A 23,857-nucleotide genomic window follows, 5' to 3' on the forward strand; every position below is an offset into this window, starting at 1 on the left:
GTCGATTGAAAAACGTCATCGGTAGTGCCAAGTGGCCCATGAGTACGATGTGGGCATACCAACGAAAAGGCCCCGGCGGTTGCCGGGGCCTTTTAGCAGTCTGCGAGCGATCATCACAACCCGTTGGGAAGGAACCTGGTCGCACCGCTGACATCGTCGATCTTCTTGATCCGCAAGGCCTTGAGGCAGGTTTCATTACGGGTATTGCTGTCGGGGCAGTATTGCTGGACGAAGTCATTGAACGCCATGTCTTGGCCGTTCACGGTCAAGATGCGTTTGAAGTATTCGCCCTGGATACCCTGCGCCTGGCGAGACGCGGTCATTTCTTGATCGACGACTAAGCGGCCGTGTAGGTCGACCGACGGGAACTTGGCTTCTTCCTGCAGGCAGCCGCTCAGTACCAGGCCGGCACTGGCAACCAATATCAGACGTAGCATGTTGGATTCTCTGCAACGAGCATCGCCAACCCGTGGGCTGGCGATGCCAAGGGATGGTTACTCGCCGAACAGACCACCAGCGCGTTTGACTTGCGCCTTGCCGGTGTCTTCGAGAAAAGACTTGGCCCCTGAAGTAACGTTGCGGGCGGAGTCGGCATTGGACTGAATCACGTCGGTGCGTGCGGCGCTGTCGCGAAGTTCGGCATCGATGTAGTCGTTGGCACGGGCGACCTTGGCTTTTTTGGCTTGCAAGGCCAGGCGGCGTTCTTCCAGCTCCAGTGCGCGCAGGTCATCCTCGTAGGCCTCTTCCCGGGTTAGCACGCGCTTGCGCTCGGCAGCCTGGGCCTGCTGTTGCTCGGCGGCACGTTGGGCTGCGGCACGCTGGGCAGCTGCACGCTGTTGACGGGCGGCAGCGTCGCGAGCCTCGGCGCGTTGCTGGGCAGCGGCGGCCTGGCGTAGGCGTTCTGCTTCCAGCGCGGCTTGGGATTGTTTGGTTTGTTGTTCGATCTGATAAAGCTGATCGAACTGGCCCGCCACCGCAGTGGCAGCAGAGAGTGCCAGGGCGGTGCCCAGAACAAATTTCTTCATGTGCTCAGGCCTCAGCTCTTTTTCGGATCTGGGCAGGTCGCATTCGGCTGGATGCGGGTCTCATTGGAGAGGGTCATGACCATCAGGGAAATGCCACCCACTTCGTAATCGCACGGGCGGCCCACTTGAGCCGAGGTGTAGATCTTGCCGTTCTCCGAGTAACCGATCAGCACGCCAGGTACCAGCGAGGTGTCGCTGACCAGCGAGCCGGCCAGGGCACCCGCACCACCGCCTGCCACGCCACCAATGATAGCGGTGTCCTTGTTGTGGCCCGCACCCAGTGCAGCGCCACCCAGCGCGCCCAGCACGCCGCCGACCATCATGGCGGCTTTCTGGTTCTTTTCGTTGCTGACTTTGATCTTGGTAGGCGAGACAGTGATGATTTTCACTGTCTTGGCTTCTTGCTGGGTGTTGACCTGGCTAGCATCGAAAACATCGGATTGGTATTGCTCACCGGTCGCCTGGCAGCCCACCAATGTGGCGGCGATGGTCAAGGCCAGACAATGTTTCAGCATCGTTTTCATTCCTAATTCCCTGGAGGGTATGGGTAACCGCGCGACTATCCGTGTACAGGATGAGGCATAATGCCACTATTGTAAGCAAAGGGTTTTGGCGAGGTAAAGCCGGCAGCATCCAAGGCACCGTTTTGCATCGCGAAATGGAATAACGAGAATGGTGAAGGGTGTGAAACGACAAAGCCCACGCAAGGTGGGCTTTGAAAGGGATATGGCGCACTCGGCGGGATTCGAACCCACGACCCCTGCCTTCGGAGGGCAGTACTCTATCCAGCTGAGCTACGAGTGCAACGCGCACGCATAATACCCATCTGATTCGACGACGTCCATCGCCTTGATCTACGGCCATTTTTCCAACGGCACGGGCGCCGTCCAGAAAAATGTCTCTATCCATATGCGATATCAGTATTTCCTGGTGAGCTCTTATGCTGCCTATGATCTGGTAACAACTTGTTATAACAAGTCCTTGATCAGTGAAGAGACTCATGGCCGAACTGTTCCCCCTGTCACCAGTACCGTTATACACACAGCTCAAGGAGCTGCTGCGCGAACGTATTCTCGACGGCACCTATGCCCCGCACAGCCGAATGCCTTCGGAAAGTGAGCTGGGCAAGGTCTTCGATGTCAGCCGTATTACAGTGCGCCAGGCGTTAGGTGACCTGCAAAAAGAAGGGTTGATCTTCAAAATTCACGGTAAAGGCACTTTCGTCGCCAAGCCCAAGGCGTTTCAGAATGTCAGCACCCTGCAGGGCCTGGGTGAATCGATGACGCAGATGGGCTACGAGGTTATCAACCGCCTGCGCAGTTTCCGCCATGTACCAGCCAATAGCTTGGTGGCGGCTCGGCTGCAGGTTGGGGAGGGCAGTTTGGTCACCGAAATTCGCCGGGTCCGCCTGATCAACCGTGAGCCGGTATCGCTGGAGCTGACCTGGCTACCAAAGGCCATCGGCGAGAAGCTGGAAAAGGCCGACCTGGTGACCCGCGACATCTTTTTGCTATTGGAAAATGACTGCGGCATCGCCCTTGGCCATGCCGATCTGGCGATCGACGCGGTGTTGGCCGATAGCGACCTGACCCAAGCGCTGGGTGTGGAGGAGGGCGCGCCGATCATGCGCATAGAACGCTTGACCCACACAGCCGAAGGCACGCCGCTTGACTTCGAACACCTCTATTACCGCGGGGATGCCTTCCAGTACCGGCTGCGCATTGACCGCCAGAAAGGGAGCAAGGCATGAGCATCGAGACCCAGGACTTCGACATCATCGTCATCGGGGGCGGCACTGCCGGGCCCATGGCGGCGATCAAGGCCAAGGAGCAAGACAAGCAATTGCGGGTGTTGCTGCTGGACAAGGCCAACGTAAAGCGCAGCGGAGCCATCAGCATGGGCATGGACGGCTTGAACAACGCAATCATCCCCGGCCATGCCACGCCCGAGCAGTACACCAAGGAAATCACCGTGGCCAACGACGGTATCGTCAACCAGGCCGCCGTCTACGCCTATGCTACCCACAGTTTCGAGACCATCGAGCAGCTCGATCGCTGGGGTGTGAAGTTCGAAAAGGACGAAACTGGCGACTACGCGGTGAAGAAGGTCCACCACATGGGCGCTTATGTATTGCCCATGCCCGAGGGTCACGACATCAAGAAGGTGCTCTATCGGCAACTCAAGCGCGCCCGAGTTCAGATCAGTAACCGCATGGTCTGCACTCGCGTATTGCTCGATGCCGAAGGCGCCGCTGCCGGTGTGTTGGGTTTCGACTGCCGCTCTGGCGCGTTCTGCGTGGTGCGAGCCAAGGCGGTGATTCTTGCCTGCGGCGCGGCGGGGCGCCTGGGGTTGCCATCGTCGGGTTACCTGATGGGCACCTACGAGAACCCGACGAACGCTGGTGACGGCTACGCCATGGCCTACCACGCCGGCGCCGAGCTCGCCAACCTCGAGTGCTTCCAGATCAACCCGTTGATCAAGGACTACAACGGCCCTGCGTGTGCCTATGTCACAGGCCCGTTAGGTGGCTATACCGCCAACAACAAGGGTGAACGCTTCATCGAGTGCGACTACTGGAGCGGCCAGATGATGTGGGAATTCCACCAGGAGCTGGAGGGCGGCAACGGTCCGGTTTTTCTCAAACTCGATCACCTGGCCGAGGAAACCATCCAGAACATCGAACAGATTCTGCACAGTAACGAACGCCCCAGCCGCGGCCAGTTCCATGCTGGGCGTGGCACCGATTACCGGCAGCACATGGTCGAGATGCACATTTCGGAGATTGGCTTCTGCTCGGGGCATTCGGCCTCTGGGGTGTGGGTCAACGAAAAGGCCGAGACCAGCGTCAAGGGCTTGTATGCCGCTGGTGACATGGCAGCGGTGCCCCATAACTACATGCTAGGCGCGTTTACCTACGGCTGGTTTGCCGGTGTGAACGCGGCGCAGTACGTGGCCGGACGGGCGCTGGCCGAGGTTGATGTCGTGCAGGTCGAGCGCGAGCGTGCGCGGATATTCGCCCCGCTGCAGCGTGAGCATGGCCTGCCGCCAGCGCAGGTGGAATACAAGCTGCGGCGCATGGTGAACGATTACCTGCAACCGCCGAAAGTAACCAAGAAGATGGAAATCGGCCTGGCGCGCTTTGCCGAAATCGAGCGTGATCTCCAGCAGATCAAAGCCAGCAATCCCCACGAGCTGATGCGCGCTATGGAGGTCTCGGTGATTCGTGACTGCGCCGAAATGGCGGCCCGCGCCTCATTGTTCCGTGAGGAAAGCCGCTGGGGCCTTTACCACTACAGGGTCGACTTCCCCGAGCGCAACGATGGCGAATGGTTTTGCCACTGCCATCTGAAGAAAGGCGCAAACGGTGAAATGATCAGTTTCAAGAAACCCGTCGAGCCGTACCTGATCGCGTTGGATGCTGAAGAACAAACTGCCTATGACCGGTTAAGAGTCAAAGCCAGTGCCGCCTGAGCGACACCTCACCTTATGGCAGCAAGTTCATCCAAGAACAGCGGGGGCAGCCGGTGGCGTCCACCGTGTTGGACCCTTTGCGGGTAAGCCCGCTCCCCTAGGGATAAGTGCAAGTCTTCAGATTAGAGGGTGCCCGTGAAGGCCCCAAGGACCCCGAGAAATGGCCTACCAACCCCAGGAAATCTTCTTTCGCAGCAGCGCTCCGGTGACCATCGACGAAGAAAAGTGCATCGCCGACAAAGGTTGCACAGTTTGTGTCGAGGTGTGCCCCATGGACCTGCTGGCGATCAACCCGGCAACTCAGAAGGCTTACATGGCTTTTGACGAGTGCTGGTACTGCATGCCCTGTGAAAAAGACTGCCCTACCGGCGCTGTGAAGGTGGACATCCCTTACTTGCTGCGCTGACCAATCTCCGCCATCCGGCAAACCACCGGACGCGCCTTCCTGCAAAGCCCCTCGTTTCCCACCCCCAATCCGGGCGGCGGAGACGACTTCATAACTCAAAACGATTCGAGGGGATCATCCATGCGCCTTGTAGCAACCGTCGCCGGCCTAGCGCTGGCGCTAACCGGGCTGAACGTCAACGCCCAGACCATCCGCGTCGCCATCGGTACCCAGGACACCACCATCAACTGCGCCACTGCAGGCCTGTTGATCCGCGAGCTTGGCCTGCTCGAAAAGTACCTGCCCCATGACGGCAAGTACAAGGACGCCCACTACCAGGTGGAGTGGAAGAATTTCACCAGCGGTGCGCCACTGACCAATGAGATGGTCGCCGGTAAGCTCGACTTCGGCGTCATGGCAGATTTCCCCGGCGCATTCAACGGCGTGGCGCACCTGGATGCGGGCAAACGCAGCCTGTTCATCAGTGTGCTGTCCGGTAGTGTGCAGGGTAGCGGCAATGGCATCGTCGTGCCGGCAGCCTCACAGGTGCAGTCGCTGAGTGAGCTCAAAGGCAAGACCATATCCGTGCCGTTTGCCTCCACTGCCCACGGGATGCTGCTGCGAGCCGTCGCTGCCCAGGGCTGGGATCCGCAAAAGGACGTGCGAATCATCGCCCAGGCACCTGAAATCGCGGGTTCCGCCTTGCGCAGCAACCGCATTGATGCGCATGCCGACTTCGTGCCTTTCGCCGAGCTGTTTCCCAACCGCGGCTTTGCCCGCAAGATTTACGATGGTGCCCAGGCCAAAGCACCGACCTTCCATGGCGCCTTGGTCGATGCTGACTATGCCAATCGGTACCCAGAAGTCGTCACCGCGTACCTGCGTGCCAGCTTGGAAGCTGACCGCTTGATCGCCAAAGAGCCCGAGAAATACAGCGAGTTAATCGAGAAGGTGACTGGCATCGAGGCCGAGGTTAGCTACCTGTTTCACGGCCCGCTCGGCCTACAGACCCGCGATCAGACCTGGAAACCCGAGTACCGTGAGGCAGTGGCTACGTCCATCGACACTCTCAAGTTGCTGAAGAAAACCGACCGCGGCCTGGACACCGCGCAGTTCATCGACGACCAGTACATCCGCGCCGCTTTCAAGCAGGCCGGCCTGGATTACGACAAGGCGCTCAAGAACTACGACGCACTCCCGCTCAAGGCCAACGATGCACTAACGGGCAAGCCGATCACCGATTTCAGTCGCCTGGCGCAGATTTGGGTGCGCGGTGAAGACAAAGTACGTAACTACGCCTCGCCCCAAGCCGCCTTGGGTGCGCTGGCCCAAATTGAGCAGGACGGCAAGGACATCCGCGCAATCTACGCCCAGGCTGCTGATAGCGGCATCAAGCTGTTAGCCAACCAAGCCTGGTTTGTGCGCAACGCTGAGGGCGAACTGGCCGCCTTCCTGCTCAAGGACCAGGCTGAGCAATATGCCAAAGCCCATGGGGGCCAAGCGCTCGACTTCGTCAGTGCCAACCAGAAGCTGGTCGCCCAGCGCTGACCGGGAGCCGCCACCATGAACCGCGACCTCAAGCGTTGGCCCCTGCGCCTGATCTCTTTGCTGGCCTGCTTGCTGTTCTGGCAGGTGGCGGCCAGCGTCAGGCTGGACCTGGGCCTGCTGACCTTCACCTACGTTCCTACGCCGCAGACGGTGCTGAGCGCGGCCTGGCAACTGCTGACTTCGAGTTTACTAATGGCGCACCTTGGCAGCAGCCTGTCGCGGGTATTTGCCGGTTACGCGGTTGCCTCATTGCTTGGCGTGGCACTGGGGCTGCTGATCGGCCGATCGAAATGGGCCGAGGATGTGCTGCTGCCGCCATTGGAGGTGTTGCGGCCGATTCCAGCGGTTGCCTGGATCCCGCTGTCGATCCTGATGTTCCCCTCTTCGGAGCTGTCGATGGTGTTCATCACTTTCACCGGAGCCCTGTTCCCGATCCTGCTCAATACCGTTCATGGCGCAGAGGCCGTAGACCCGCGCCTGGTGGCCTCGGCACGCAGCCTCGGTGCCGGGCGCTGGGCGATCTTGCGCGATGTGGTATTGCCCGGCGCGCTGCCAAGCATCGTTACAGGCCTGGCTATCGGCATGGGCACCTCGTGGTTCTGCCTGGTCACTGCCGAAATGATCGCCGGGCAGTTCGGCATCGGTTACTACACCTGGGAGTCATATACCTTGCAGAACTATCCGGACATTGTTGTCGGCATGTTGTTGATCGGCGTACTTGGTATGGGTAGCAGTGCGCTGGTCAAGCGCCTTGGAGCACTGGCCACGCCTTGGTACCGCACGCGGAGGGCCGGTAGATGAGCACTGGTCAACAGATGCATGGACGCGTCGATGGGCGTGGCCTGTCGATTCGCCTGGGGGAGGGCGATGAAGCTTTCGAAGCAGTCCAACGTCTGGATTTTGCCGTGGAGCCTGGTGAGTTCGTCTGCATACTCGGGCCTTCGGGCTGTGGCAAATCCACCTTGCTCGGCGCCTTGGCCGGCCACCTGGCCCCCAGCGACGGCACCTTGAGCGTGGATGGGCAGGCCATTGCCGGCCCTTCGCCGCTGCGCGGCATGGTGTTTCAGCATCACACCCTACTGCCATGGCGCAGCGTGCTCGACAACGTAGCCTTTGGCCTGAAGATGCAAGGCATTGGCAAGGCCGAGCGCCGCCGGCAGGCAGCCGAAATGCTGCGTTTGGTAGGCCTGGCGGAGTTTGCCGAACGCTGGCCCAGCCAGCTATCTGGTGGCATGCAGCAGCGCGCTGAAATCGCGCGAGTATTGATCAACCGCCCACGGCTGCTGCTGATGGACGAGCCGTTTGGCGCCCTGGATGCACAGACCCGATCGCGCATGCAGGAGCTGCTGCTGAAAATCTGGGCGCGCATTGGCACCACGGTTGTGTTCGTTACGCATGATATCGATGAAGCCCTGTTCCTGGCCGACCGCATTTTGGTCATGAGCCCTCGCCCGGGGCGCTTCATTGAGGAGCTGCGCTTGGACTTCGCCCGTCCGCGCAATGCCAGTCTGCTGACCCGCCCAGACTTCACTCACCTAAAACGCCATTGCCTGGCCCTACTGCGCCATGAAGAAGGCCGCGAATTACCACGCCTAACGCCACTTGGCCTGCCACTCAGCGAACATCCGCCGCTAAGGATCGCGCTATGACCGAACGACGCACAGACAACCCTGAGATTCTGCAACTGCTGCCACGCCTGGAAGCTGACGACGCAGCGGTGCGCCGCATCGCCCTGCTCGAATTGGCCGATCTTGAAGATTCCGATGCCCTGCCGTGGCTCACCGATGCCCTGTTGATAGACAGCGCCGACCAGGTGCGTGCCGAGGCTGCGCGCCTGCTGGAGGCCTGGGAAGAGCCGGCAGTGGTGCAAGCCTTGTGCGCCGCTCTGGCCGATGCTGGAGAAGCAGTGCGCTTGGCGGCTGCGCAAAGTCTCAGCGAATTGAAGCACCCGCAGTCGGGCCTATTGATCCTGCCATGGACGACCCATGCCGATGGTTTCGTACGCGCCAGTGCCTTGCGTGCGCTGCGTGAATTGCGCCTCGAAGATGCCGCCGCACCTGCCTTGCTGGCACTGCAGGACACGGACGCGACTGTGCGTCGCGAAGCGGTAGGCGTGCTGGGTTGGCTCAAGCACGAGCCTGCCTTGCCTGCCTTGGCGAAACTGGCCGAGCATGAGCCGGATACCGAAGTCCGTCGCGCAGCGATTGGCGCGTTGGGGCTTTCCCGTAACTCCACAGTCTTGCCGGCACTTATCGGCGCCCTGTGCGATCCGGCCTGGCAAGTGCGCGAGGAGGCCGCGACGACCCTGGGCAAGGTAGGGCATGTTCAGGCGGCCCCGGCATTGGTGTCGGCGCTGGCAGATGGCTTCTGGCAGGTGCGATTGCGCGCTGCTCGATCGCTTGGCCGCCTGCGTGATGCACAGGCGTTGGATGCCTTGGCCGGTTTGCTTGGCCACTGCATCGCCAACCTGCGTAAAGAAGCCGCGCTGGCCCTCGGTGAGCTGGGCCAGGCCCGCGCCTTGCCAGCGTTGCAGGCGGCTGAAGCTGACAGCGACCCTGAAGTACGTAAGGCGGTTCGCATTGCCTTGACGCAGTTGAGCGGGGCTAACGGATGAATGGCCCAAGTCGGATTCATAACCAGCGTGCGTACGGGTTGCTGACCGTACAGTGGCCCGATGCCGAGGCTGTCATTAGCCATGCTCGACTAAGGGGCAACTGCCCTTGCTCGCAATGCCGAGCAGCGGGTTTGCAGGGGCGGGTGATGGTGGTCAGAGACGATGTTCGCGTGGAGCGCCTCATAGAGCAGGGCTACGGTGTGCAGCTGCTATTCAGCGATGGGCATCAGCGAGGTATCTACCCTTGGGCCTACTTGCGCACGCTTGCCGATCTGTCGCCTACAGTGCGATGAGTTCTGGCCTGAGCCCAGCTGAGTGACTTCAGTGGTGCTTCCCGGCCAGAAAGCGACAAGCAGTTCAGCTATCGGGCTCAGCTCAAGTTCCCTAGTCCGCAGAAGCTCACCACCACGGTGCTCAACAAAATGCGTCGGGGTACTTAAAGGGTGGTGGTGGCGCTGAACGTACACAGTCGTCAGCTGGACTCAGTGACCGATCAGGGCAAGGGTTACTGATCGATTCCTTTCAGAAAGCCGTCGGTCCTCTCTTCAACTTTGCATGAGCGGCGTCGGCTAACCTTCATCAGCGTTTCGCGGGTAAACACACAGGCCAGCATGGGCTTTGCGATAGACTCCAGCTTGTGAGAGCGGCTTTAGCGCAACGGTCTGCACAGCTCGACAAGCCTTTTGCTCCACCGGCTGTCACATGGCTATGCATGACCTGTGCAGGCCGGTTCACCCGCGAACAGGTCAGTTGCCGCTTTGCAAAGTGCTGCACTTTTAGCCAGGCTGTTCAACCATTCGTTCTTTTTTTTGAACAGCCTATTGTCCAACACCCCAGCACCCGCTTAGCATTCGTTTGAGATTTCAAACGCTCGATGCCCTGCGTTGGGCGCTTTTCATACAATCAACAATTCGGGAAGCCGACATGCAGCTCAAAGACGCTCAGTTGTTCCGCCAGCAAGCCTTCATCAACGGTGAGTGGCTGGATGCGGACAGCGGCCAGACCATCAATGTGACCAACCCGGCCACAGGTGAAGTCATCGGTACCGTGCCGAAGATGGGCACTGCGGAAACCCGCCGCGCCATCGAAGCCGCCGACAAGGCCCTGCCGGCCTGGCGTGCACTGACCGCCAAGGAGCGCTCGGCCAAGCTGCGTCGCTGGTTCGAACTGATGATCGAAAACCAGGACGACCTGGCTCGCCTGATGACCACCGAACAAGGCAAGCCGCTGGCCGAAGCCAAAGGCGAAATCGCCTACGCGGCCTCGTTCATCGAGTGGTTCGCCGAAGAAGCCAAGCGCGTTTATGGTGACACCATCCCAGGTCACCAGCCAGACAAGCGCCTGATCGTCATCAAGCAGCCAATCGGCGTTACGGCGGCCATCACCCCGTGGAACTTCCCGGCTGCCATGATCACCCGTAAAGCCGGCCCGGCCCTTGCTGCGGGTTGCACCATGGTGCTCAAGCCTGCCTCGCAGACCCCATACTCGGCCCTGGCGCTGGTCGAACTGGCAAACCGTGCCGGTATCCCGGCTGGCGTGCTGAGCGTAGTTACCGGCAGCGCTGGTGAAGTCGGCGGCGAGCTGACCGGCAACTCCCTGGTACGTAAGCTGTCCTTCACCGGCTCGACCGAAATTGGTCGCCAGCTGATGCAAGAATGCGCCAAGGACATCAAGAAAGTTTCCCTGGAACTGGGTGGCAACGCTCCGTTCATCGTGTTCGACGACGCCGACCTGGACAAGGCGGTCGAGGGCGCGATCATCTCCAAGTACCGCAACAACGGCCAGACCTGCGTTTGCGCCAACCGTATCTATGTGCAGGACGGCGTCTACGACGCGTTCGCTCAGAAGCTGGCTGCCGCAGTGGCCAAACTGAAGATCGGTAACGGCCTGGAAGAGGGCACCACCACTGGCCCGCTGATCGACGGCAAGGCTGTAGCCAAGGTTCAGGAACACATCGAAGACGCCGTTGGCAAAGGCGCCAAGGTGCTGTCCGGTGGCAAGCTGATCGAAGGCAACTTCTTCGAGCCGACCATCCTGGTTGACGTGCCGAAAACCGCTGCAGTCGCTAAAGAAGAGACCTTCGGCCCACTGGCGCCACTGTTCCGCTTCAAAGACGAAGCCGAAGTCATTGCCATGTCCAACGACACCGAGTTCGGCCTGGCCTCGTACTTCTATGCCCGTGACATGAGCCGTGTGTTCCGTGTTGCCGAGGCCCTGGAATACGGCATGGTGGGTATCAACACCGGCCTGATCTCCAACGAAGTCGCGCCATTCGGCGGCATCAAGGCTTCGGGCCTGGGTCGTGAAGGCTCCAAGTACGGTATCGAGGACTACCTCGAAATCAAGTACCTGTGCATCAGCGTTTGATCGCCGGGTAAAGCTTTTACCTCTGCCAGCGGGGCGCGAGAGCGACGTCTCGCTGGCTTTTTTGACATCGCAGCACCTGGTGGCCAGGGCGTTCACGGCAGTCGATCAACGAATACTGTTCGCGAGCACTCCCAGCCACCCCCGAATAAAAGCGCCGCTGATTGGCGCAAATGAGGGCATTATGAGCAAGACCAACGAATCCTTGATGCAACGTCGTGTAGCCGCCGTCCCACGTGGCGTTGGCCAGATTCACCCAATCTTCGTTGAATCCGCGAAGAACTCCACGGTGATCGACGTTGAAGGCCGCGAACTGATCGACTTCGCCGGCGGCATCGCAGTACTGAACACTGGCCACCTGCACCCGAAAGTGGTTGCAGCCGTGCAAGAGCAGCTGACCAAGGTCAGCCACACCTGCTTCCAGGTGCTCGCGTACGAGCCTTACGTAGAGCTGTGCGAAAAGATCAACAAGCTGGTTCCAGGTGACTTCGACAAGAAGACCCTGCTGGTTTCCACCGGCTCTGAAGCCGTTGAAAACGCCGTCAAGATCGCCCGTGCTGCCACTGGCCGTGCTGGCGTGATCGCCTTCACCGGCGGTTACCATGGCCGCACCATGATGACCCTGGGCCTGACCGGCAAGGTCGTACCGTACTCCGCAGGCATGGGCCTGATGCCAGGCGGCATCTTCCGCGCCCTGTTCCCGAGCGAACTGCACGGTATCAGCGTTGACGACGCCATCGCTTCGGTCGAGCGCATCTTCAAGAACGACGCCGAGCCACGCGACATCGCCGCGATCATCCTCGAGCCAGTACAAGGCGAAGGCGGCTTCCTGCCAGCGCCGAAAGAGCTGATGAAGCGTCTGCGCGAGCTGTGCGACAAACACGGCATTCTGCTGATCGCCGACGAAGTGCAGACTGGCGCTGGCCGTACCGGCACCTTCTTCGCCATGGAACAGATGGGTGTTGCGCCTGACCTGACCACCTTCGCCAAATCCATTGCTGGCGGCTTCCCGCTGGCCGGTGTGTGCGGCAAGGCCGAAATCATGGACGCTATCGCCCCGGGCGGCCTGGGCGGCACCTACGCCGGTTCGCCGATCGCCTGCGCCGCTGCCTTGGCCGTTATCCAGGTGTTCGAGGAAGAAAAACTGCTGGACCGCAGCAAGGCGGTCGGTGAGCACCTCACCACTGGCCTGCGCAAGATCCAGGAAAAGCATCCGATCATTGGCGACGTCCGTGGTCTGGGCTCGATGATCGCTGTGGAAGTGTTCGAGAAGGGCACCCACACCCCGAACGCTGCTGCTGTTGCCCAAGTTGTGGCCAAAGCGCGCGACAAGGGCCTGATCCTGCTGTCGTGCGGCACCTACGGCAACGTCCTGCGTATCCTGGTTCCGCTGACCGCCGAAGACGCGCTGCTGGACAAAGGCCTGGCCATCATCGAAGAGTGCTTCGCTGAACTCGCCTGATGTGACGCGCTTCATGAAAAAACCCGCTTCGGCGGGTTTTTTTGTGCCAAGAAAAGCCCTGTAGCGCTATGGTGGTGTGAGGACTTGCCTTGGAAGCTGCAACGGATTGCGTGTCAGGGATATTCAGGAGTTGCTGATGAGTGCTGCAGACCCCACCCCACCTTGCGTATTGATTGCCGAAGGTGACCCTTGGGTAAGGGAAATGTTGAGCGAGATGCTGCTCAGCGTGCGCTGCGATGCCCGCTTGCAAGTCTGCGCCGACGGCACTCAGGCTCTTGCGGCGCTGGCCAGCAAGCCTGACCTGATCATCGCCGCCCGCGAGCTGGCCGGCGTCGATGGCCTGGACCTGCTGCGCAAGGTGCGGGTCAAAGGCCCGGGGTTGCCGTTCATTCTCATGAGCAACCGCAGCGACAGCGCCAGCGTTCGCGAAGCCTTACCACTGCACCCCACGGCTTACCTGAGCAAGCCGCTGAATCTCGATAAATTGCGCAAAAGCCTCGAAGAGCTGTTGCTGGCAGTAGGTGAGCAGGTGGCCTGCCCTGTGCCACCGTTGCAGCCTGGCACCAGGCTGCCGGCTTACCTTGAGCAGCGCCGCGCCAGTGCCGATGGCGGTCCTTTGTTCGCGGATGTACAACTGGCTATCAAGCGTGCGCTCAACCCCCAAGGCCTCAACCTCAAAGTGCTCGAAGAAGAGGTGCGTGGCGACCCGCAGATCACTGCGGTGCTGATCGCCGCTGCCAACAGCGCCAGCCTGCACCGTGACGCGCCTGTGCAGACCCTGCTGCAGGCGCTTAACAAGCTGGGCAGCACCCAGAGCATGAACTTGATCCTGGGTCTTACGCTCAAGCGCAGCGCGCGCCTGAGCGACCCCTTGCTTACACAACACGCCACGCATTACTGGAACTTGTCACTGCATTGCGCGGAATACGCCCGCTCGCTGGCACGCATGCTCGAGCTGGAGCAAGAGCGCTGTTACTGCGCCGGCCTGTTGCATTGCCTGGGTGACTTGGCGGTGTTGCGCTGCCTGCAGGAGTGGCGCCTGGCCGGAGGCGAGTTGGACGAGGGGCGGGTGACACTTTCACTGGAGGAGTTCGGTGCGGCATTCGGCTCGGCCTTGCGCACCCGCTGGCGCCTGCCGCTGAGCCTGCGGGAGCTGATTGCAGCGATCTACCAGTTGGGTGGTGGTGTGTATTCTCGGGAGATCCTGGCCATGAACCTGGCTGGGCAACTCGCCCGGCTGCCGGCAGAGCAAGGCCTGGAGAAGCTTGCCAGTAGCAAGACGGCGCGCTTGCTCAAGGTTGGCCTGCCAGAGCTGCGCCGGTTACGCAAGGTGGCGAATCCTGAAGGGGAGCCCCATGCCGATGGGCCGCTCGACCCGGACGCCTCCAGCAACGTTTGAGCTACCGTGGCAGCCGCGGGGCCATCAGCCGTGAACGATCTGATTCTTGCCCTGCCGCTTGGCGCGGTACATAGCGGCATCGGCACGGGCGAACAGGTCGTCCAGCGAGGTGTCTTGATCGGTCAGGGCGGTCAATCCTTGGCTTACCGTGACGCTGTAGGTCTGTTCGTTGTGGCTGAAACTCAGCCGTTGGACCTCTCGCTGCAGGCGCTCGGCAATGATCTCGGCGGCTTGTGCATTGCAACCTGGGAAGATGGCGGCGAACTCTTCACCCCCGATACGCCCGAACTGGTCGCCCCGGCGTAGAACGGCTTTGCCGCTGTCGGCGATGCGCTGGAGCACCTGGTCGCCTTCCTGATGGCCGTAACTGTCGTTGATACGCTTGAAGTCGTCGATGTCCAACAGCAGAAAGGCCAAAGGTGTGCCGTCCTCTCGGGCGTGATCGAACGCTTGTCGGGCACACTCGAAGAAATGCCGGCGGTTGCTGCTCTGGGTCAGCACATCGGTGGTAGCCAGGCGCTGCAGTTCGCCTTCCAATTGCTTCTTTTCGGTGATGTCTTCGGCAATACCAACGACGATGACCCGCTCACCTTCGCTCTGTTGATTGATGTAGCACTTATCGCTCAGCCAGCGGACCTGGCCGCTGGCGTTGAGAATACGGTACTCCCGGTCCTCCACGGCGCCTTTGAGCAGCACCTGGGCCAGGCTACGCTCGGCGAAGTCCAGATCATCGGGATAGATGCTGTCGCGCCACTCGTTGTAGTCGGCCAGTACCAGGCTGGCTGGGCGGCCGAAGATGCGCTCGTAGGCGGGGCTGACATAAAGCACTTGACGGGTTTCCCAGTCAAAAGCCCACAGCACGGCATTGACGCTGTCCAGTAGTGAGCTGTAGAGCTGGTCGCGTTCACTCAAGCGGGCAACTTCGCCTTGGGCGTGGAGCAGGGCCAGCAAGGTTTGTGCAGTTTCGGGAGGTTGGCTACCTGATAGCAAAGGTGGAAGGTGTTTGGCCATGAGCACGGAGCGGATCTCAACAATGAGGCGTGCGGCCAAGAACCCGGCCCGCCACGCGGGCGATGTGCGGGTTTTGAGTCGGTTTTCACAGGGTAAGTTCCAGCAGGCACGCCCTATTGCAGGGCGCGCCGATCAGCGGCCTTCAGGCGCCAGTGGGGCGCAGGGAGTAGGTTTTAAGCTGTGCTGCGAAGTCGCGCAGGGCATGAATACCACTGGCCTCGGCCTCGTGTACCCAATCTTTCATTGCGGCCAACATGTCGTGACCATTGGCGCTGGTGCGCGCCCAGATCTGTTGCAGGGCGAGCCGCTTCTCATAGATGGTCTTCAGCGCCTGACTATGGGCGAGCATGCCCTCGATACGCAGGTGGTGACGGTCTTCCAGCAGGCTGGTTTCACGGGACAGCAGGCGCTTGGCACGGCGAAAGCGATGGCGGACAGACTCATCGACTTTTGCCAGCTCTTGCTTGACCAGCGGGGCGATCACCAGCTTGCGGTACTGGGCCATGATCTGGAACCGGTTATTGAGGATGGCCATGGCAGTGTCCATGTCCAGGCTGGCCTTGCCCTCGACCCTGTGGGCGATGGGCGCCACGCGCTGAACCTTGGCCAGGCGCAGCAGGCAGAACAGACGAATCCAGGCCCAGCCCATGTCGAACTCCCAGCGCTTCACGGAAAGCTTGGCCGAGTTGGGGTAGGTGTGATGGTTGTTGTGCAGCTCTTCGCCACCGATGACGATGCCCCACGGCACCAGGTTGGTGGCGGCGTCGCGGCATTCGAAATTGCGGTAGCCCACCGCGTGGCCCAAGCCATTGACCACGCCTGCGGCCCAGAACGGAATCCACATCATCTGCACCGCCCAGACGGTGATGCCAGCGGTGCCGAACAGCAGCAGGTCGATGATGGCCATTAGCACGATGCCGCCGAATTTGAAGCGTGAGTAAAGGTTGCGCTCGACCCAATCCTGCGGGCAATTTTTGCCATAGATGCGCAGCGTTTCAGGGTTGCGGGCCTCTTCGCGGTAGAGTTCGGCGCCTTTGCGCAGCACCGTACCAAGGCCCTTGTATACGGGGCTGTGTGGGTCGTCCGGGGTTTCGCACTTGGCGTGGTGCTTGCGGTGAACGGCGGTCCACTCACGGGTGTTCTGCGCTGTGGTCAGCCACAGCCAGAAGCGGAAGAAGTGCTTGAGCGCGCCGTTAAGCTCCAGCGCACGGTGGGCGGAGTAGCGGTGCAGGTAGAGAGTGACGCTGATGATGGTCACGTGGGTCATCAGCAGGGTGACGCCAACCAGTTGCCAGGCCGACAAGTCGAGCAAACCGTTGTACCACATAGGTGTAGAAGCCCTCGTGAATGCAGGGAGAAGGGTGTGATTATCCCTTGGCAGGGAAATAAAACCAGTCACCCTTTCCGATAGGAAGTCACGGCATGTTTCAGCCTTTATAATGCCCCATCCTTTTTCATGGGCTTTCCCCCCCGACATGTCTGTTTCCGTTCGCGACGCCTTGCGCATGGCCGCGCTGTATGTGGTGCTCTCGTTCCTTTGGCTGGTGTTGGCCGAGGTGGTCCTGCGCAGTATGACTGACGACCCGCTTGCGTTAACCGTGGGCCGGCAGATCAATGTAGTGGTGTGGGTGCTGGTCAGCGCCCTGCTGATCTTCGTGACCCGCGCCCGTCTGCTCAACTTCATCGGCGTCGGCGCGCGCCTGCGCAGCGAGGACCGCGAGCGCCTGCGCATGGCTGCAGCTGTGTTCGACAGTACACTGGAAGGCGTACTGGTTACCGACCGTCACGGCCTGATCGTGCATGTCAATCGTGCCTTCATGCAGATCACTGGGTACCAGCAGGAGGAAGTGCTCGGCCAGCGCCCCAGCAAGTTCAAGTCTGGGCGCCATGACGCGGCGTTCTACCAACAAATCTACGGGGCGCTGGCAGAAAAGGGCGAGTGGAGCGGTGAGATCTGGAACCGCCGCAAAAGCGGCGAAATCTACCCGCAATGGCAGACCATCAGCGCCATTCGCGATGAGCATGGTGAGCTGAGTCATTATGTGGCGGTGTTCAGCGACATCAGTGCCATCAAACATACCGAACAGGAACTCGCTTACCTGGCCCACCATGACCCGCTCACCGGGTTGCCCAATCGGTTGCTGTTCAACGACCGTGCCCGGCAGGCCCTGGCCGCGGCGCAGGCCAACAAGCGAGGCTGCGCGCTGCTGTTGCTCGATTTGGATCACTTTCAGAGCATCAACGATGGCCTTGGCCACACCATCGGCGACCAGTTGCTCAAGCTGGTTGGCGAGCGCCTGGGCCAGGCCGTGGGCAGCAGCGTTACCCTGGCGCGTCTGGGCGGCGACGAGTTCGGGGTGCTGGCCGAGAACTGCCAGCAGGTAGGGCAAGCTGGCAAGCTGGCCCAAGGCATCATCGAGCGCATGCGCGAACCTTTCGAGTTCGACGGCCACCGGCTGTTCATCAGTGCCAGCGTGGGTATCAGCCTGTTCCCCAGCGATGCGCTGAGCGCCGAGCAGCTGTTGCGCAATGCCGATTCGGCACTGTTCAAGGCCAAGAGCAGTGGCCGTGCCTGCTATGCGTTGTACACGGAGGAGCTGACCGCGCACGCACAGCACCGTGTCGAAACCGCCAGTGAACTGCGCCGGGCCTTGGCCAAGGATGAGCTGCGGGTGTTTTTCCAACCGGTGCATGACCTGTTCACGGCAAGGATGGTCGGGGTCGAGGCGCTGGTTCGCTGGCAGCATCCGCAGCGCGGGTTGGTGCCGCCTGGGGAGTTCATTCCGATCGCCGAGCGCACTGGGCTGATTGCCGAGATCGATGCCTGGGTACTGCGTGAAGCATGCCTGCAGATGGTGCATTGGCAGGCCCAGGGGCGATCGCTGGAATTCGTTGCCGTAAATATCTCTAGCCGCTTGTTCGGCCAGCGTGAGTTGTACAGGCAGGTTGCCGATGTGCTCCACCAAACCGGCTTGGACCCGGCCTTGCTGGAACTGGAGGTGACCGAAAGTGCGGTGATGGAAGACCCGGAGGTGGCCCTTGAACAACTGCATCGCTTGCGTGAGCTGGGCTTGAACCTGGCCATCGATGACTTCGGTACAGGCTATTCGTCGCTGCTGCGGCTCAAGCGCATGCCCGTGCAAAAGCTCAAGATCGACCAAGGTTTCGTGGCTGGCCTGCCGTTGGACGATGATGACATTGCGATCGTGCGGGTGATCATCGCCCTTGCGCGGAGCATGGGCATGCAAGTGCATGCTGAAGGCATCGAAGAGGCCGAGCAGGCGCGGTTCCTGTTGGAGCAGCAGTGCCAACTGGGGCAGGGGTACTGGTTCGGCCGGCCGGTCCCGGCTGGCGATCTGCGCTGGGGTTGAAAGGTAGGGCGCCAGGTTCTCTGCGCCTGTGATATCTCACAGGCGCAGCAGAGGCAACGCCAGGGGCGTCAACGCTTGTTCAACCCTTTCGCCAGCCTGTCCCCACCCAGTTGTATCAGTGCCACCAAAGCCACCAGCATGGCGATCACGGTCAACATGATCTGGCTGTCGAAACGCTGATACCCGTAGCGATAGGCGATGTCCCCCAGCCCGCCTGCGCCAATCGCCCCGGCCATGGCCGAAGAGTTGATCAGCGTTACCAGCGTGACAGTAAACCCGCCGATGATCCCCGGCAGCGCCTCAGGCAGCAGCACATGCCAAACGATGTGCCAGCGCCGGCAACCCATGGCCTGGGCGGCTTCCACCAGACCATGATCGACCTCGCGCAGGCTTACCTCGGCAATCCGCGCGAAGAAAGGTGTGGCAGCGATGGTCAGCGGTACCACGGCTGCCCAGACGCCGTAGGTAGTGCCTACCACCAGCCGAGTGAAGGGGATCAGCGCGACCATCAAGATCAAGAATGGGATGGAGCGGAACAGGTTGACGAAGCCACCCAGCACGCGATTGAGCAACGGTGCCTGGTAGATACCGCCTTTATCGCTGGTGACCAGCAGTACTGCCATCGGCACACCCAGCAGCAGCGCGATCAATGAAGACACGCCCACCATCAATAGCGTGTCGAGCAGCCCTTGCAGCAAGCGATCAAACCACATGGCCCAGTACCTCCACGTTCTCGGCCCAGCACCGTGCACGGTCGAGCAATTGCTGGGTGTCATGCACCGAGCCCTGAACAGACAGGATCAGTTGGCCAAGCGCATGCGTGCCAATGGTTTGCACGCCACCTTGGAGCAGGCGCACACGCCCGCCCAGGTCGGCGAACAGCTCCGACAGGGCAGGTTCGCCAAGCAGGGTCAGTTTGAGCACCACGGCGCTGTCTTGACCCACTGGATTGGCCCGCAGGCTTGCCTGTAACGCAGCAGGCAGCTTGGTCTGCAACGGTGCAAGCAGGGTACGAGTGACCTCGTGGCGGGGGCTGCCGAACACCCGCCAGACTTCGCCCTGTTCCACCACAGCTCCCTGCTCCAGCACCACCACGCGATGGCAGATATCACGGATCACGGCCATTTCATGGGTGATCAGCACCACCGTCAGGCCCAGGCGCAGGTTGATGTCGCGCAGCAACCGGAGGATGGACGCCGTGGTTTCGGGGTCGAGCGCCGAGGTAGCTTCATCGCACAGCAGAATATCGGGGTCGTGCACCAGTGCCCTGGCGATGCCAACCCGCTGCTTCTGGCCCCCGGACAACTGGGCCGGGTAAACCTGATGTTTGTCTTGCAGGCCAACCAGCGCAAGCAGCTCGCGGACCTTACGCTGACGCTCGGCCTTCGCCACGCCCGCGACTTTCAGCGGCAGCTCCACGTTCTGCCACACGGTCTTGGCCGACATCAGGTTGAAGTGTTGGAAAATCATGCCGATGCGCCGACGCAGCGCCACCAGGCGTTCTTCGTCGAAGGGTGCGATATCGATCTGGTCGATCAGCACGCGGCCCTGGCTTGGCTGTTCCAGGCGGTTGATGGTGCGCAGCAACGACGACTTGCCCGCGCCGCTGCGGCCGATGATGCCAAAGATCTCACCTCGGCGGATATTCAGGTCGATGCCCTGCAGGGCAGGTTGCTGCTGGCCGGGGTAGGTCTTACCCAGCTCGATGAAGCGCACGTGGGCCTGGTCGAGCTCAGGTCGCAGGGCGTGCTGGGTGGCCGGGGCTGGTGATGGTTGAGCAGTTGGCGCCCTGAGCGCATTGGCCTGGCTCATCTCAGCCCTCCCAGCCGGCTTGATACAGGCTGCCGTGGGCTTTGTGCAGCGCCGCACGTACCGCTGGCGAGTGCTGGTAGATATCCACGAACTTGGCCAGGCGAGGGTCGTCTTTGCTTTGCGGGCGGATGACGAACTGAATCACGTATTCCTTGTTTTCAAGGCCATCGAAAAGCAGTGCCGAGGTGGCGTCGAAACTGTTGGCCAGGCGGATGTAGGCCGGGTAGCCCTGGACCAGATCGGCATCGTCGTAGGCGCGCACCAGTTGCACGGCTTCGACTTGTAGGATCTTCAACTTCTTGGGGTTGGCGATGATGTCGTCTTCAGTGGCCTTGTAACCCACGCCCGGTTTCAAGGTAATCAAGCCAGCCTTGGCCAGCAGCTGCAAGCCGCGGCCGCTGTTGATCGGGTCGTTGGCGATGGCCACGCTTGCCCCTTCGGGCAGTTGCGCGAAGCTTTTGTAGCGTTTGGAATAGAGGCCGACGTTGTTGATGATGCCGGGTGCATAGGGCACCAGGTTGAAACCGGCTGCAGCCTTGGCGTTTTCCAGAAAGGGAATGTGCTGGAAGTAGTTGACGTCGATATCGCCGCTGTTGAGGCTGACGTTCGGCGCGATCCAGTCGCTGAATTCGATCAGCTTCACCTCCAGGCCTTGTTTGTGTGCCTCTTCCACCGCTGCCTCCAGCGGGATGGCAAAGGCGGCGGTGGTACCGATCTTAAGTGGTTCGCCAGCCACGGCACTGGTGGCCAGACTCAAGCTGATGGCAAAGGCCGCGACGGGCCGGATCAATTTTTCAAGCATGGTGCAGGGCTCCAGTCGGGCTGACGATAGGTGGGTTGCGGTAGGTGGAACCTGGGTGCTCGGCGGGCAGGTACGGGTGATCGCTTTCGAACAGCTTTTCGCGCAGGGTGCCGTCGGCGTAGGCGGTTTTGTAGCGGCCGCGTTGCTGCAACTGGGGGACCACCAGCTCGATGAAGTCTTCATAGCTTTCCGGGGTCACGGTGCGGGTCAGGTTGAAACCGTCCAGGCCGGTTTCGTCGATCCAGGCAATCAGTTGCTCCGCAATCTGGTCCGGGGCACCGACCAGCGTCACATAGCGTCCGCCCAAGGCGTGCTGTTGCAACAGCTGGCGGCGGGTCCAGACGTTTTCCTGCAATTGCCGGGTGGCCGACTGAATAGCATTGCCTTTGCTGGCGCCGATCGGCTCGTCCAGCCCGTAGCTGGCAAAGTCGATGCCGGTCGAGGCCGCAAAATGGGCAACACCGGCTTCGGCGCTGGCGTGTTGCAGGTATTCGGCGTATTTGGCCTGAGCCTGTTGCTCGGTAGGCGCCACGATCACCGTGATGCCCATGAACACCTTCACTGCCTGGGCGCTGCGGCCGGCAGCCTGGGCGGCCGCACGCACCTTGTCGACCTGGGCGCGGGTGGCGGCTTTGCTCTGGCCACTGATGAACACGCATTCGGCATGGTTGCCGGCAAACGCCAGGCCACGCGGGGAGCTGCCTGCCTGGAACAGTACCGGCGTGCGCTGTGGCGAGGGCTCGCACAAGTGGTAGCCCTCGACCGTGTAGAACTCGCCTTGGTGGCGCACCTTGCGCACTTTGCTCGGCTCTGCGTACACCCGGCGTTTGCGGTCGCTGACCACGGCATCGTCCGCCCAGCTACCTTCGAGCAGTTGGTAGAGCACCTGCAAATATTCGTCGGCCTGGTCGTAACGGCGGTCGTGCTCGGGCTGTTGCGCCAGGCCCATGGCGCGGGCGGCGCTGTCGAGGTACCCGGTGACGATGTTCCAGCCGACCCGGCCATTGCTCAGGTGGTCGAGGGTGGAGAGGCGCCGAGCGAACAGGTAAGGGGCTTCGTAGGTCAGGTTGGCGGTCAGGCCGAAGCCCAGGTGGCGTGTGACCGCGGCCATGGCCGATACCAGCAGCAGCGGGTCGTTGACCGGCAACTGGATCGACTCTTTCAGCGGCACGTCGACGGAGTTGCCGTAAATGTCATAGGTGCCGACGATATCGGCGATGAACAAACCGTCGAACAGCCCACGCTCCAGCAGGCGCGCCAGATCGGTCCAGTAGGCCAGGGTCTTGTACTGGGTCGAGGTGTCCCGTGGGTGGGTCCACAGGCCGTGGTTGATGTGCCCAATGCAGTTCATGTTGAAGGCATTGAGCAGGATCTGCTTGGCCATCAGATGGTCCCCCGGCGTGGAGGGTTTGCGTGGTTGAGGTAGTAATTGCCGATGGCGTGGTATTTCCAGCGTACCGGGTCGTGCAGCGTATGCACGCGTGCGTTGCGCCAGTGGCGGTCGAGGTTGTGCTCGGCCAGCGTGGCCTGGCTGCCGGCCAGTTCGAACAGGCTGGTGCCAGTGGACAGAGACACCTCAGTGCTGATCGCCCGTGCTTCGGCTACCGCAATCGAAGCTGCCGCGACATTGTCGGCAGTGCTGTCGAGCTGAGCGCGGTCGAGGTATTCACCCGCACGCTCGAGCAACGCCTCGGCGGCATGCAGGCGGATGACCAGATGGCCGAAGCTTTTCAGGGTCAGAGGGTCGTCACTGGCCTTGTCCACGCCCGAATCAACCCACGGTCGGCTGCGGGTGCGCACGAAATGCAGGGCGTCTTGCACCGCAGCACGGGCAATGCCGGTGTCGATGGCTGCGTGCAGTATCTGCGCCAGCGGGCCGACCGGGGTCGGGCGTTCGAAAGCGCTTTCGAAGGGCACCACGTCTTCGGCGCCGACCCAAACGTTGTCGAATGTCACCGAGCCGCTGCCGGTGGTGCGTTGGCCAAAGCCGCTCCAGTCATCGATGACTTCAAGGCCGTGGCTGTCGGCGGGGACGAAAGCCAGTTGCTGACGGCCTTGCTCGTCGATCACCGAGGTCGGGATACGCTGGGCGTACAAGGCACCGGTGGCGTAGAACTTGCGTCCATTGATGCGATAACCGGCGCCATCGCGGGTCAGGCGCGTGGTGCGGTCGTGAGCGGTTTTAGTGCCGAGCTCTGCCAGTGCATTGCCGAAGCGGCGGCCTGCGAGGACTTCGGCATACAGCCGATGCTGCTGCTCGGGGCTGCCGTTCACCCGTAGTACTTCCAGGGCGTAGAAATGATTCTGCGGGATTTGCCCCAGCGAGGCGTCCGCCTGGGCAATGCGGGCGACGACTTTGGCCAGGGTGACGTTGGATACGCCGGCGCCGCCGAAAGCTTTGGGAACGCTGATGGCCCATAGGCCGGAGCGGGTGAACAGTTCCAGCTCGGCATGGGGCAAGCGGCGTTCGCGGTCGCGCAGAGCGCTGTCACGCTCGAGTTGCTGGGCGATGTGTTCAGCGACGGAAAGTGCCTGGGCGTCGCTGGTGATAACGGATGTAGTCATGGTGATCTCCGCAGCCAATAGGGCCGCT

The 23,857-nt window shown here is 61.2% G+C and carries 22 protein-coding genes and 1 tRNA gene; 12 read left to right on the top strand and 11 right to left on the bottom strand.

Annotated elements, in window-relative coordinates; translation table 11 throughout:
* Positions 1 to 113 precede the first annotated feature (113 nt).
* From J5M56_RS11655 to J5M56_RS11670, 4 genes are all read right to left on the bottom strand, one after another.
* Positions 114 to 437 (bottom strand): hypothetical protein, encoded by a 324-nt coding sequence (locus J5M56_RS11655; RefSeq protein WP_186478357.1) that lies wholly within the window; start codon positions 435 to 437, stop codon positions 114 to 116.
* Between the two features lie 57 nt (positions 438 to 494).
* Positions 495 to 1,025, bottom strand: a complete 531-nt coding sequence (locus tag J5M56_RS11660; RefSeq protein WP_186478358.1) for a DUF5384 family protein — start codon at positions 1,023 to 1,025, stop codon at positions 495 to 497.
* An 11-nt stretch (positions 1,026 to 1,036) separates the two neighbouring features.
* A complete protein-coding gene (locus J5M56_RS11665; protein ID WP_060478682.1) occupies positions 1,037 to 1,540 on the bottom strand; it encodes a hypothetical protein in 504 nt (167 codons plus the stop codon).
* A gap of 212 nt (positions 1,541 to 1,752) precedes the next feature.
* A tRNA-Arg gene (locus J5M56_RS11670) sits at positions 1,753 to 1,829 on the bottom strand.
* Between the two features lie 196 nt (positions 1,830 to 2,025).
* Here J5M56_RS11670 and J5M56_RS11675 point away from each other — a divergent pair.
* The 11 genes from J5M56_RS11675 (at position 2,026) to J5M56_RS11725 (ending at position 14,268) form a co-directional block, all read left to right on the top strand.
* Entirely contained in the window at positions 2,026 to 2,775 is a 750-nt protein-coding gene (locus J5M56_RS11675; RefSeq protein WP_186478360.1) for a GntR family transcriptional regulator, read from the top strand.
* Positions 2,772 to 4,496, top strand: coding sequence for a fumarate reductase/succinate dehydrogenase flavoprotein subunit (locus J5M56_RS11680; RefSeq protein ID WP_186478361.1), 1,725 nt, complete (start codon positions 2,772 to 2,774; stop codon positions 4,494 to 4,496). The genes J5M56_RS11675 and J5M56_RS11680 overlap by 4 nt, the downstream gene beginning before the upstream one ends.
* Positions 4,497 to 4,656: 160 nt before the next feature.
* Positions 4,657 to 4,902 (top strand): ferredoxin family protein, encoded by a 246-nt coding sequence (locus J5M56_RS11685; RefSeq protein WP_186478362.1) that lies wholly within the window; start codon positions 4,657 to 4,659, stop codon positions 4,900 to 4,902.
* 120 nt (positions 4,903 to 5,022) lie between these two features.
* The gene (locus J5M56_RS11690; RefSeq protein ID WP_186478363.1) at positions 5,023 to 6,429 is read left to right on the top strand and encodes an ABC transporter substrate-binding protein; all 1,407 of its coding nucleotides are present in this window, start codon (positions 5,023 to 5,025) and stop codon (positions 6,427 to 6,429) included.
* A gap of 15 nt (positions 6,430 to 6,444) precedes the next feature.
* Positions 6,445 to 7,230, top strand: a complete 786-nt coding sequence (locus J5M56_RS11695; RefSeq protein WP_186478364.1) for an ABC transporter permease — start codon at positions 6,445 to 6,447, stop codon at positions 7,228 to 7,230.
* The gene (locus J5M56_RS11700; RefSeq protein ID WP_186478365.1) at positions 7,227 to 8,078 is read left to right on the top strand and encodes an ABC transporter ATP-binding protein; all 852 of its coding nucleotides are present in this window, start codon (positions 7,227 to 7,229) and stop codon (positions 8,076 to 8,078) included. The genes J5M56_RS11695 and J5M56_RS11700 overlap by 4 nt, the downstream gene beginning before the upstream one ends.
* Positions 8,075 to 9,043, top strand: coding sequence for a HEAT repeat domain-containing protein (locus J5M56_RS11705; protein WP_186478366.1), 969 nt, complete (start codon positions 8,075 to 8,077; stop codon positions 9,041 to 9,043). The genes J5M56_RS11700 and J5M56_RS11705 overlap by 4 nt, the downstream gene beginning before the upstream one ends.
* The gene (locus tag J5M56_RS11710) at positions 9,040 to 9,336 is read left to right on the top strand and encodes a gamma-butyrobetaine hydroxylase-like domain-containing protein (RefSeq protein WP_186478367.1); all 297 of its coding nucleotides are present in this window, start codon (positions 9,040 to 9,042) and stop codon (positions 9,334 to 9,336) included. Before J5M56_RS11705 ends, J5M56_RS11710 begins: the two co-directional genes overlap by 4 nt.
* A gap of 631 nt (positions 9,337 to 9,967) precedes the next feature.
* The gene (gene gabD, locus J5M56_RS11715; protein ID WP_060478683.1) at positions 9,968 to 11,410 is read left to right on the top strand and encodes an NADP-dependent succinate-semialdehyde dehydrogenase; all 1,443 of its coding nucleotides are present in this window, start codon (positions 9,968 to 9,970) and stop codon (positions 11,408 to 11,410) included.
* Positions 11,411 to 11,591: 181 nt separating this feature from the next.
* Positions 11,592 to 12,869, top strand: coding sequence for a 4-aminobutyrate--2-oxoglutarate transaminase (gene gabT / locus J5M56_RS11720; protein ID WP_060478684.1), 1,278 nt, complete (start codon positions 11,592 to 11,594; stop codon positions 12,867 to 12,869).
* Between the two features lie 136 nt (positions 12,870 to 13,005).
* Positions 13,006 to 14,268 (top strand): response regulator, encoded by a 1,263-nt coding sequence (locus tag J5M56_RS11725; protein WP_060478685.1) that lies wholly within the window; start codon positions 13,006 to 13,008, stop codon positions 14,266 to 14,268.
* A gap of 24 nt (positions 14,269 to 14,292) precedes the next feature.
* Here J5M56_RS11725 and J5M56_RS11730 read toward each other — a convergent pair whose 3' ends face one another.
* Complete coding sequence (locus tag J5M56_RS11730) at positions 14,293 to 15,279, bottom strand: sensor domain-containing diguanylate cyclase (protein ID WP_207936937.1); 987 nt, start codon at positions 15,277 to 15,279, stop codon at positions 14,293 to 14,295.
* 142 nt (positions 15,280 to 15,421) lie between these two features.
* The gene (gene desA, locus J5M56_RS11735; protein ID WP_186478371.1) at positions 15,422 to 16,606 is read right to left on the bottom strand and encodes a delta-9 fatty acid desaturase DesA; all 1,185 of its coding nucleotides are present in this window, start codon (positions 16,604 to 16,606) and stop codon (positions 15,422 to 15,424) included.
* 148 nt (positions 16,607 to 16,754) lie between these two features.
* On the opposite strand from desA, the gene dibA reads away from it, so the two are divergent.
* Positions 16,755 to 18,650: a phosphodiesterase DibA gene (gene dibA / locus J5M56_RS11740; RefSeq protein ID WP_186478372.1), complete on the top strand. Its 1,896-nt coding sequence runs from the start codon at positions 16,755 to 16,757 to the stop codon at positions 18,648 to 18,650.
* Positions 18,651 to 18,718: 68 nt separating this feature from the next.
* Here dibA and J5M56_RS11745 read toward each other — a convergent pair whose 3' ends face one another.
* Genes J5M56_RS11745 through J5M56_RS11765 form a run of 5 tightly spaced genes read right to left on the bottom strand, consistent with a single transcriptional unit; the run spans position 18,719 to position 23,829 of the window.
* Positions 18,719 to 19,363 (bottom strand): methionine ABC transporter permease, encoded by a 645-nt coding sequence (locus J5M56_RS11745; RefSeq protein WP_207936939.1) that lies wholly within the window; start codon positions 19,361 to 19,363, stop codon positions 18,719 to 18,721.
* The gene (locus J5M56_RS11750; protein WP_207936947.1) at positions 19,353 to 20,462 is read right to left on the bottom strand and encodes an ATP-binding cassette domain-containing protein; all 1,110 of its coding nucleotides are present in this window, start codon (positions 20,460 to 20,462) and stop codon (positions 19,353 to 19,355) included. The genes J5M56_RS11745 and J5M56_RS11750 overlap by 11 nt, the downstream gene beginning before the upstream one ends.
* A 1-nt stretch (position 20,463) precedes the next feature.
* On the bottom strand, positions 20,464 to 21,264 hold the full coding sequence (locus tag J5M56_RS11755; RefSeq protein WP_207936948.1) for a MetQ/NlpA family ABC transporter substrate-binding protein: 801 nt from the start codon (positions 21,262 to 21,264) through the stop codon (positions 20,464 to 20,466).
* The gene (locus J5M56_RS11760) at positions 21,257 to 22,648 is read right to left on the bottom strand and encodes an LLM class flavin-dependent oxidoreductase (protein ID WP_060478692.1); all 1,392 of its coding nucleotides are present in this window, start codon (positions 22,646 to 22,648) and stop codon (positions 21,257 to 21,259) included. The genes J5M56_RS11755 and J5M56_RS11760 overlap by 8 nt, the downstream gene beginning before the upstream one ends.
* A complete protein-coding gene (locus tag J5M56_RS11765; protein ID WP_207936949.1) occupies positions 22,648 to 23,829 on the bottom strand; it encodes an SfnB family sulfur acquisition oxidoreductase in 1,182 nt (393 codons plus the stop codon). The genes J5M56_RS11760 and J5M56_RS11765 overlap by 1 nt, the downstream gene beginning before the upstream one ends.
* Between the last annotated feature and the right edge of the window lie 28 nt (positions 23,830 to 23,857).

The sequence above is a fragment of the Pseudomonas sp. 51_B genome (assembly GCF_017491595.1).
GTDB classification, from domain to species: Bacteria; Pseudomonadota; Gammaproteobacteria; order Pseudomonadales; family Pseudomonadaceae; genus Aquipseudomonas; species Aquipseudomonas promysalinigenes.

Coding starts and splice junctions, on each gene's coding strand:
- gabD (WP_060478683.1), top strand. CDS start 9,968: ATGCAGCTCAAAGACGCTCAGTTGTTCCGCCAGCAAGCCTTCATCAAC.
- J5M56_RS11760 (WP_060478692.1), bottom strand. CDS start 22,648: ATGGCCAAGCAGATCCTGCTCAATGCCTTCAACATGAACTGCATTGGG.
- J5M56_RS11755 (WP_207936948.1), bottom strand. CDS start 21,264: ATGCTTGAAAAATTGATCCGGCCCGTCGCGGCCTTTGCCATCAGCTTG.
- J5M56_RS11665 (WP_060478682.1), bottom strand. CDS start 1,540: ATGCTGAAACATTGTCTGGCCTTGACCATCGCCGCCACATTGGTGGGC.
- J5M56_RS11675 (WP_186478360.1), top strand. CDS start 2,026: ATGGCCGAACTGTTCCCCCTGTCACCAGTACCGTTATACACACAGCTC.
- J5M56_RS11725 (WP_060478685.1), top strand. CDS start 13,006: ATGAGTGCTGCAGACCCCACCCCACCTTGCGTATTGATTGCCGAAGGT.
- gabT (WP_060478684.1), top strand. CDS start 11,592: ATGAGCAAGACCAACGAATCCTTGATGCAACGTCGTGTAGCCGCCGTC.
- J5M56_RS11695 (WP_186478364.1), top strand. CDS start 6,445: ATGAACCGCGACCTCAAGCGTTGGCCCCTGCGCCTGATCTCTTTGCTG.
- J5M56_RS11655 (WP_186478357.1), bottom strand. CDS start 437: ATGCTACGTCTGATATTGGTTGCCAGTGCCGGCCTGGTACTGAGCGGC.
- J5M56_RS11680 (WP_186478361.1), top strand. CDS start 2,772: ATGAGCATCGAGACCCAGGACTTCGACATCATCGTCATCGGGGGCGGC.
- J5M56_RS11660 (WP_186478358.1), bottom strand. CDS start 1,025: ATGAAGAAATTTGTTCTGGGCACCGCCCTGGCACTCTCTGCTGCCACT.
- J5M56_RS11750 (WP_207936947.1), bottom strand. CDS start 20,462: ATGAGCCAGGCCAATGCGCTCAGGGCGCCAACTGCTCAACCATCACCA.
- desA (WP_186478371.1), bottom strand. CDS start 16,606: ATGTGGTACAACGGTTTGCTCGACTTGTCGGCCTGGCAACTGGTTGGC.
- J5M56_RS11710 (WP_186478367.1), top strand. CDS start 9,040: ATGAATGGCCCAAGTCGGATTCATAACCAGCGTGCGTACGGGTTGCTG.
- J5M56_RS11685 (WP_186478362.1), top strand. CDS start 4,657: ATGGCCTACCAACCCCAGGAAATCTTCTTTCGCAGCAGCGCTCCGGTG.
- J5M56_RS11700 (WP_186478365.1), top strand. CDS start 7,227: ATGAGCACTGGTCAACAGATGCATGGACGCGTCGATGGGCGTGGCCTG.
- J5M56_RS11690 (WP_186478363.1), top strand. CDS start 5,023: ATGCGCCTTGTAGCAACCGTCGCCGGCCTAGCGCTGGCGCTAACCGGG.
- J5M56_RS11765 (WP_207936949.1), bottom strand. CDS start 23,829: ATGACTACATCCGTTATCACCAGCGACGCCCAGGCACTTTCCGTCGCT.
- J5M56_RS11705 (WP_186478366.1), top strand. CDS start 8,075: ATGACCGAACGACGCACAGACAACCCTGAGATTCTGCAACTGCTGCCA.
- J5M56_RS11730 (WP_207936937.1), bottom strand. CDS start 15,279: ATGGCCAAACACCTTCCACCTTTGCTATCAGGTAGCCAACCTCCCGAA.
- dibA (WP_186478372.1), top strand. CDS start 16,755: ATGTCTGTTTCCGTTCGCGACGCCTTGCGCATGGCCGCGCTGTATGTG.
- J5M56_RS11745 (WP_207936939.1), bottom strand. CDS start 19,363: ATGTGGTTTGATCGCTTGCTGCAAGGGCTGCTCGACACGCTATTGATG.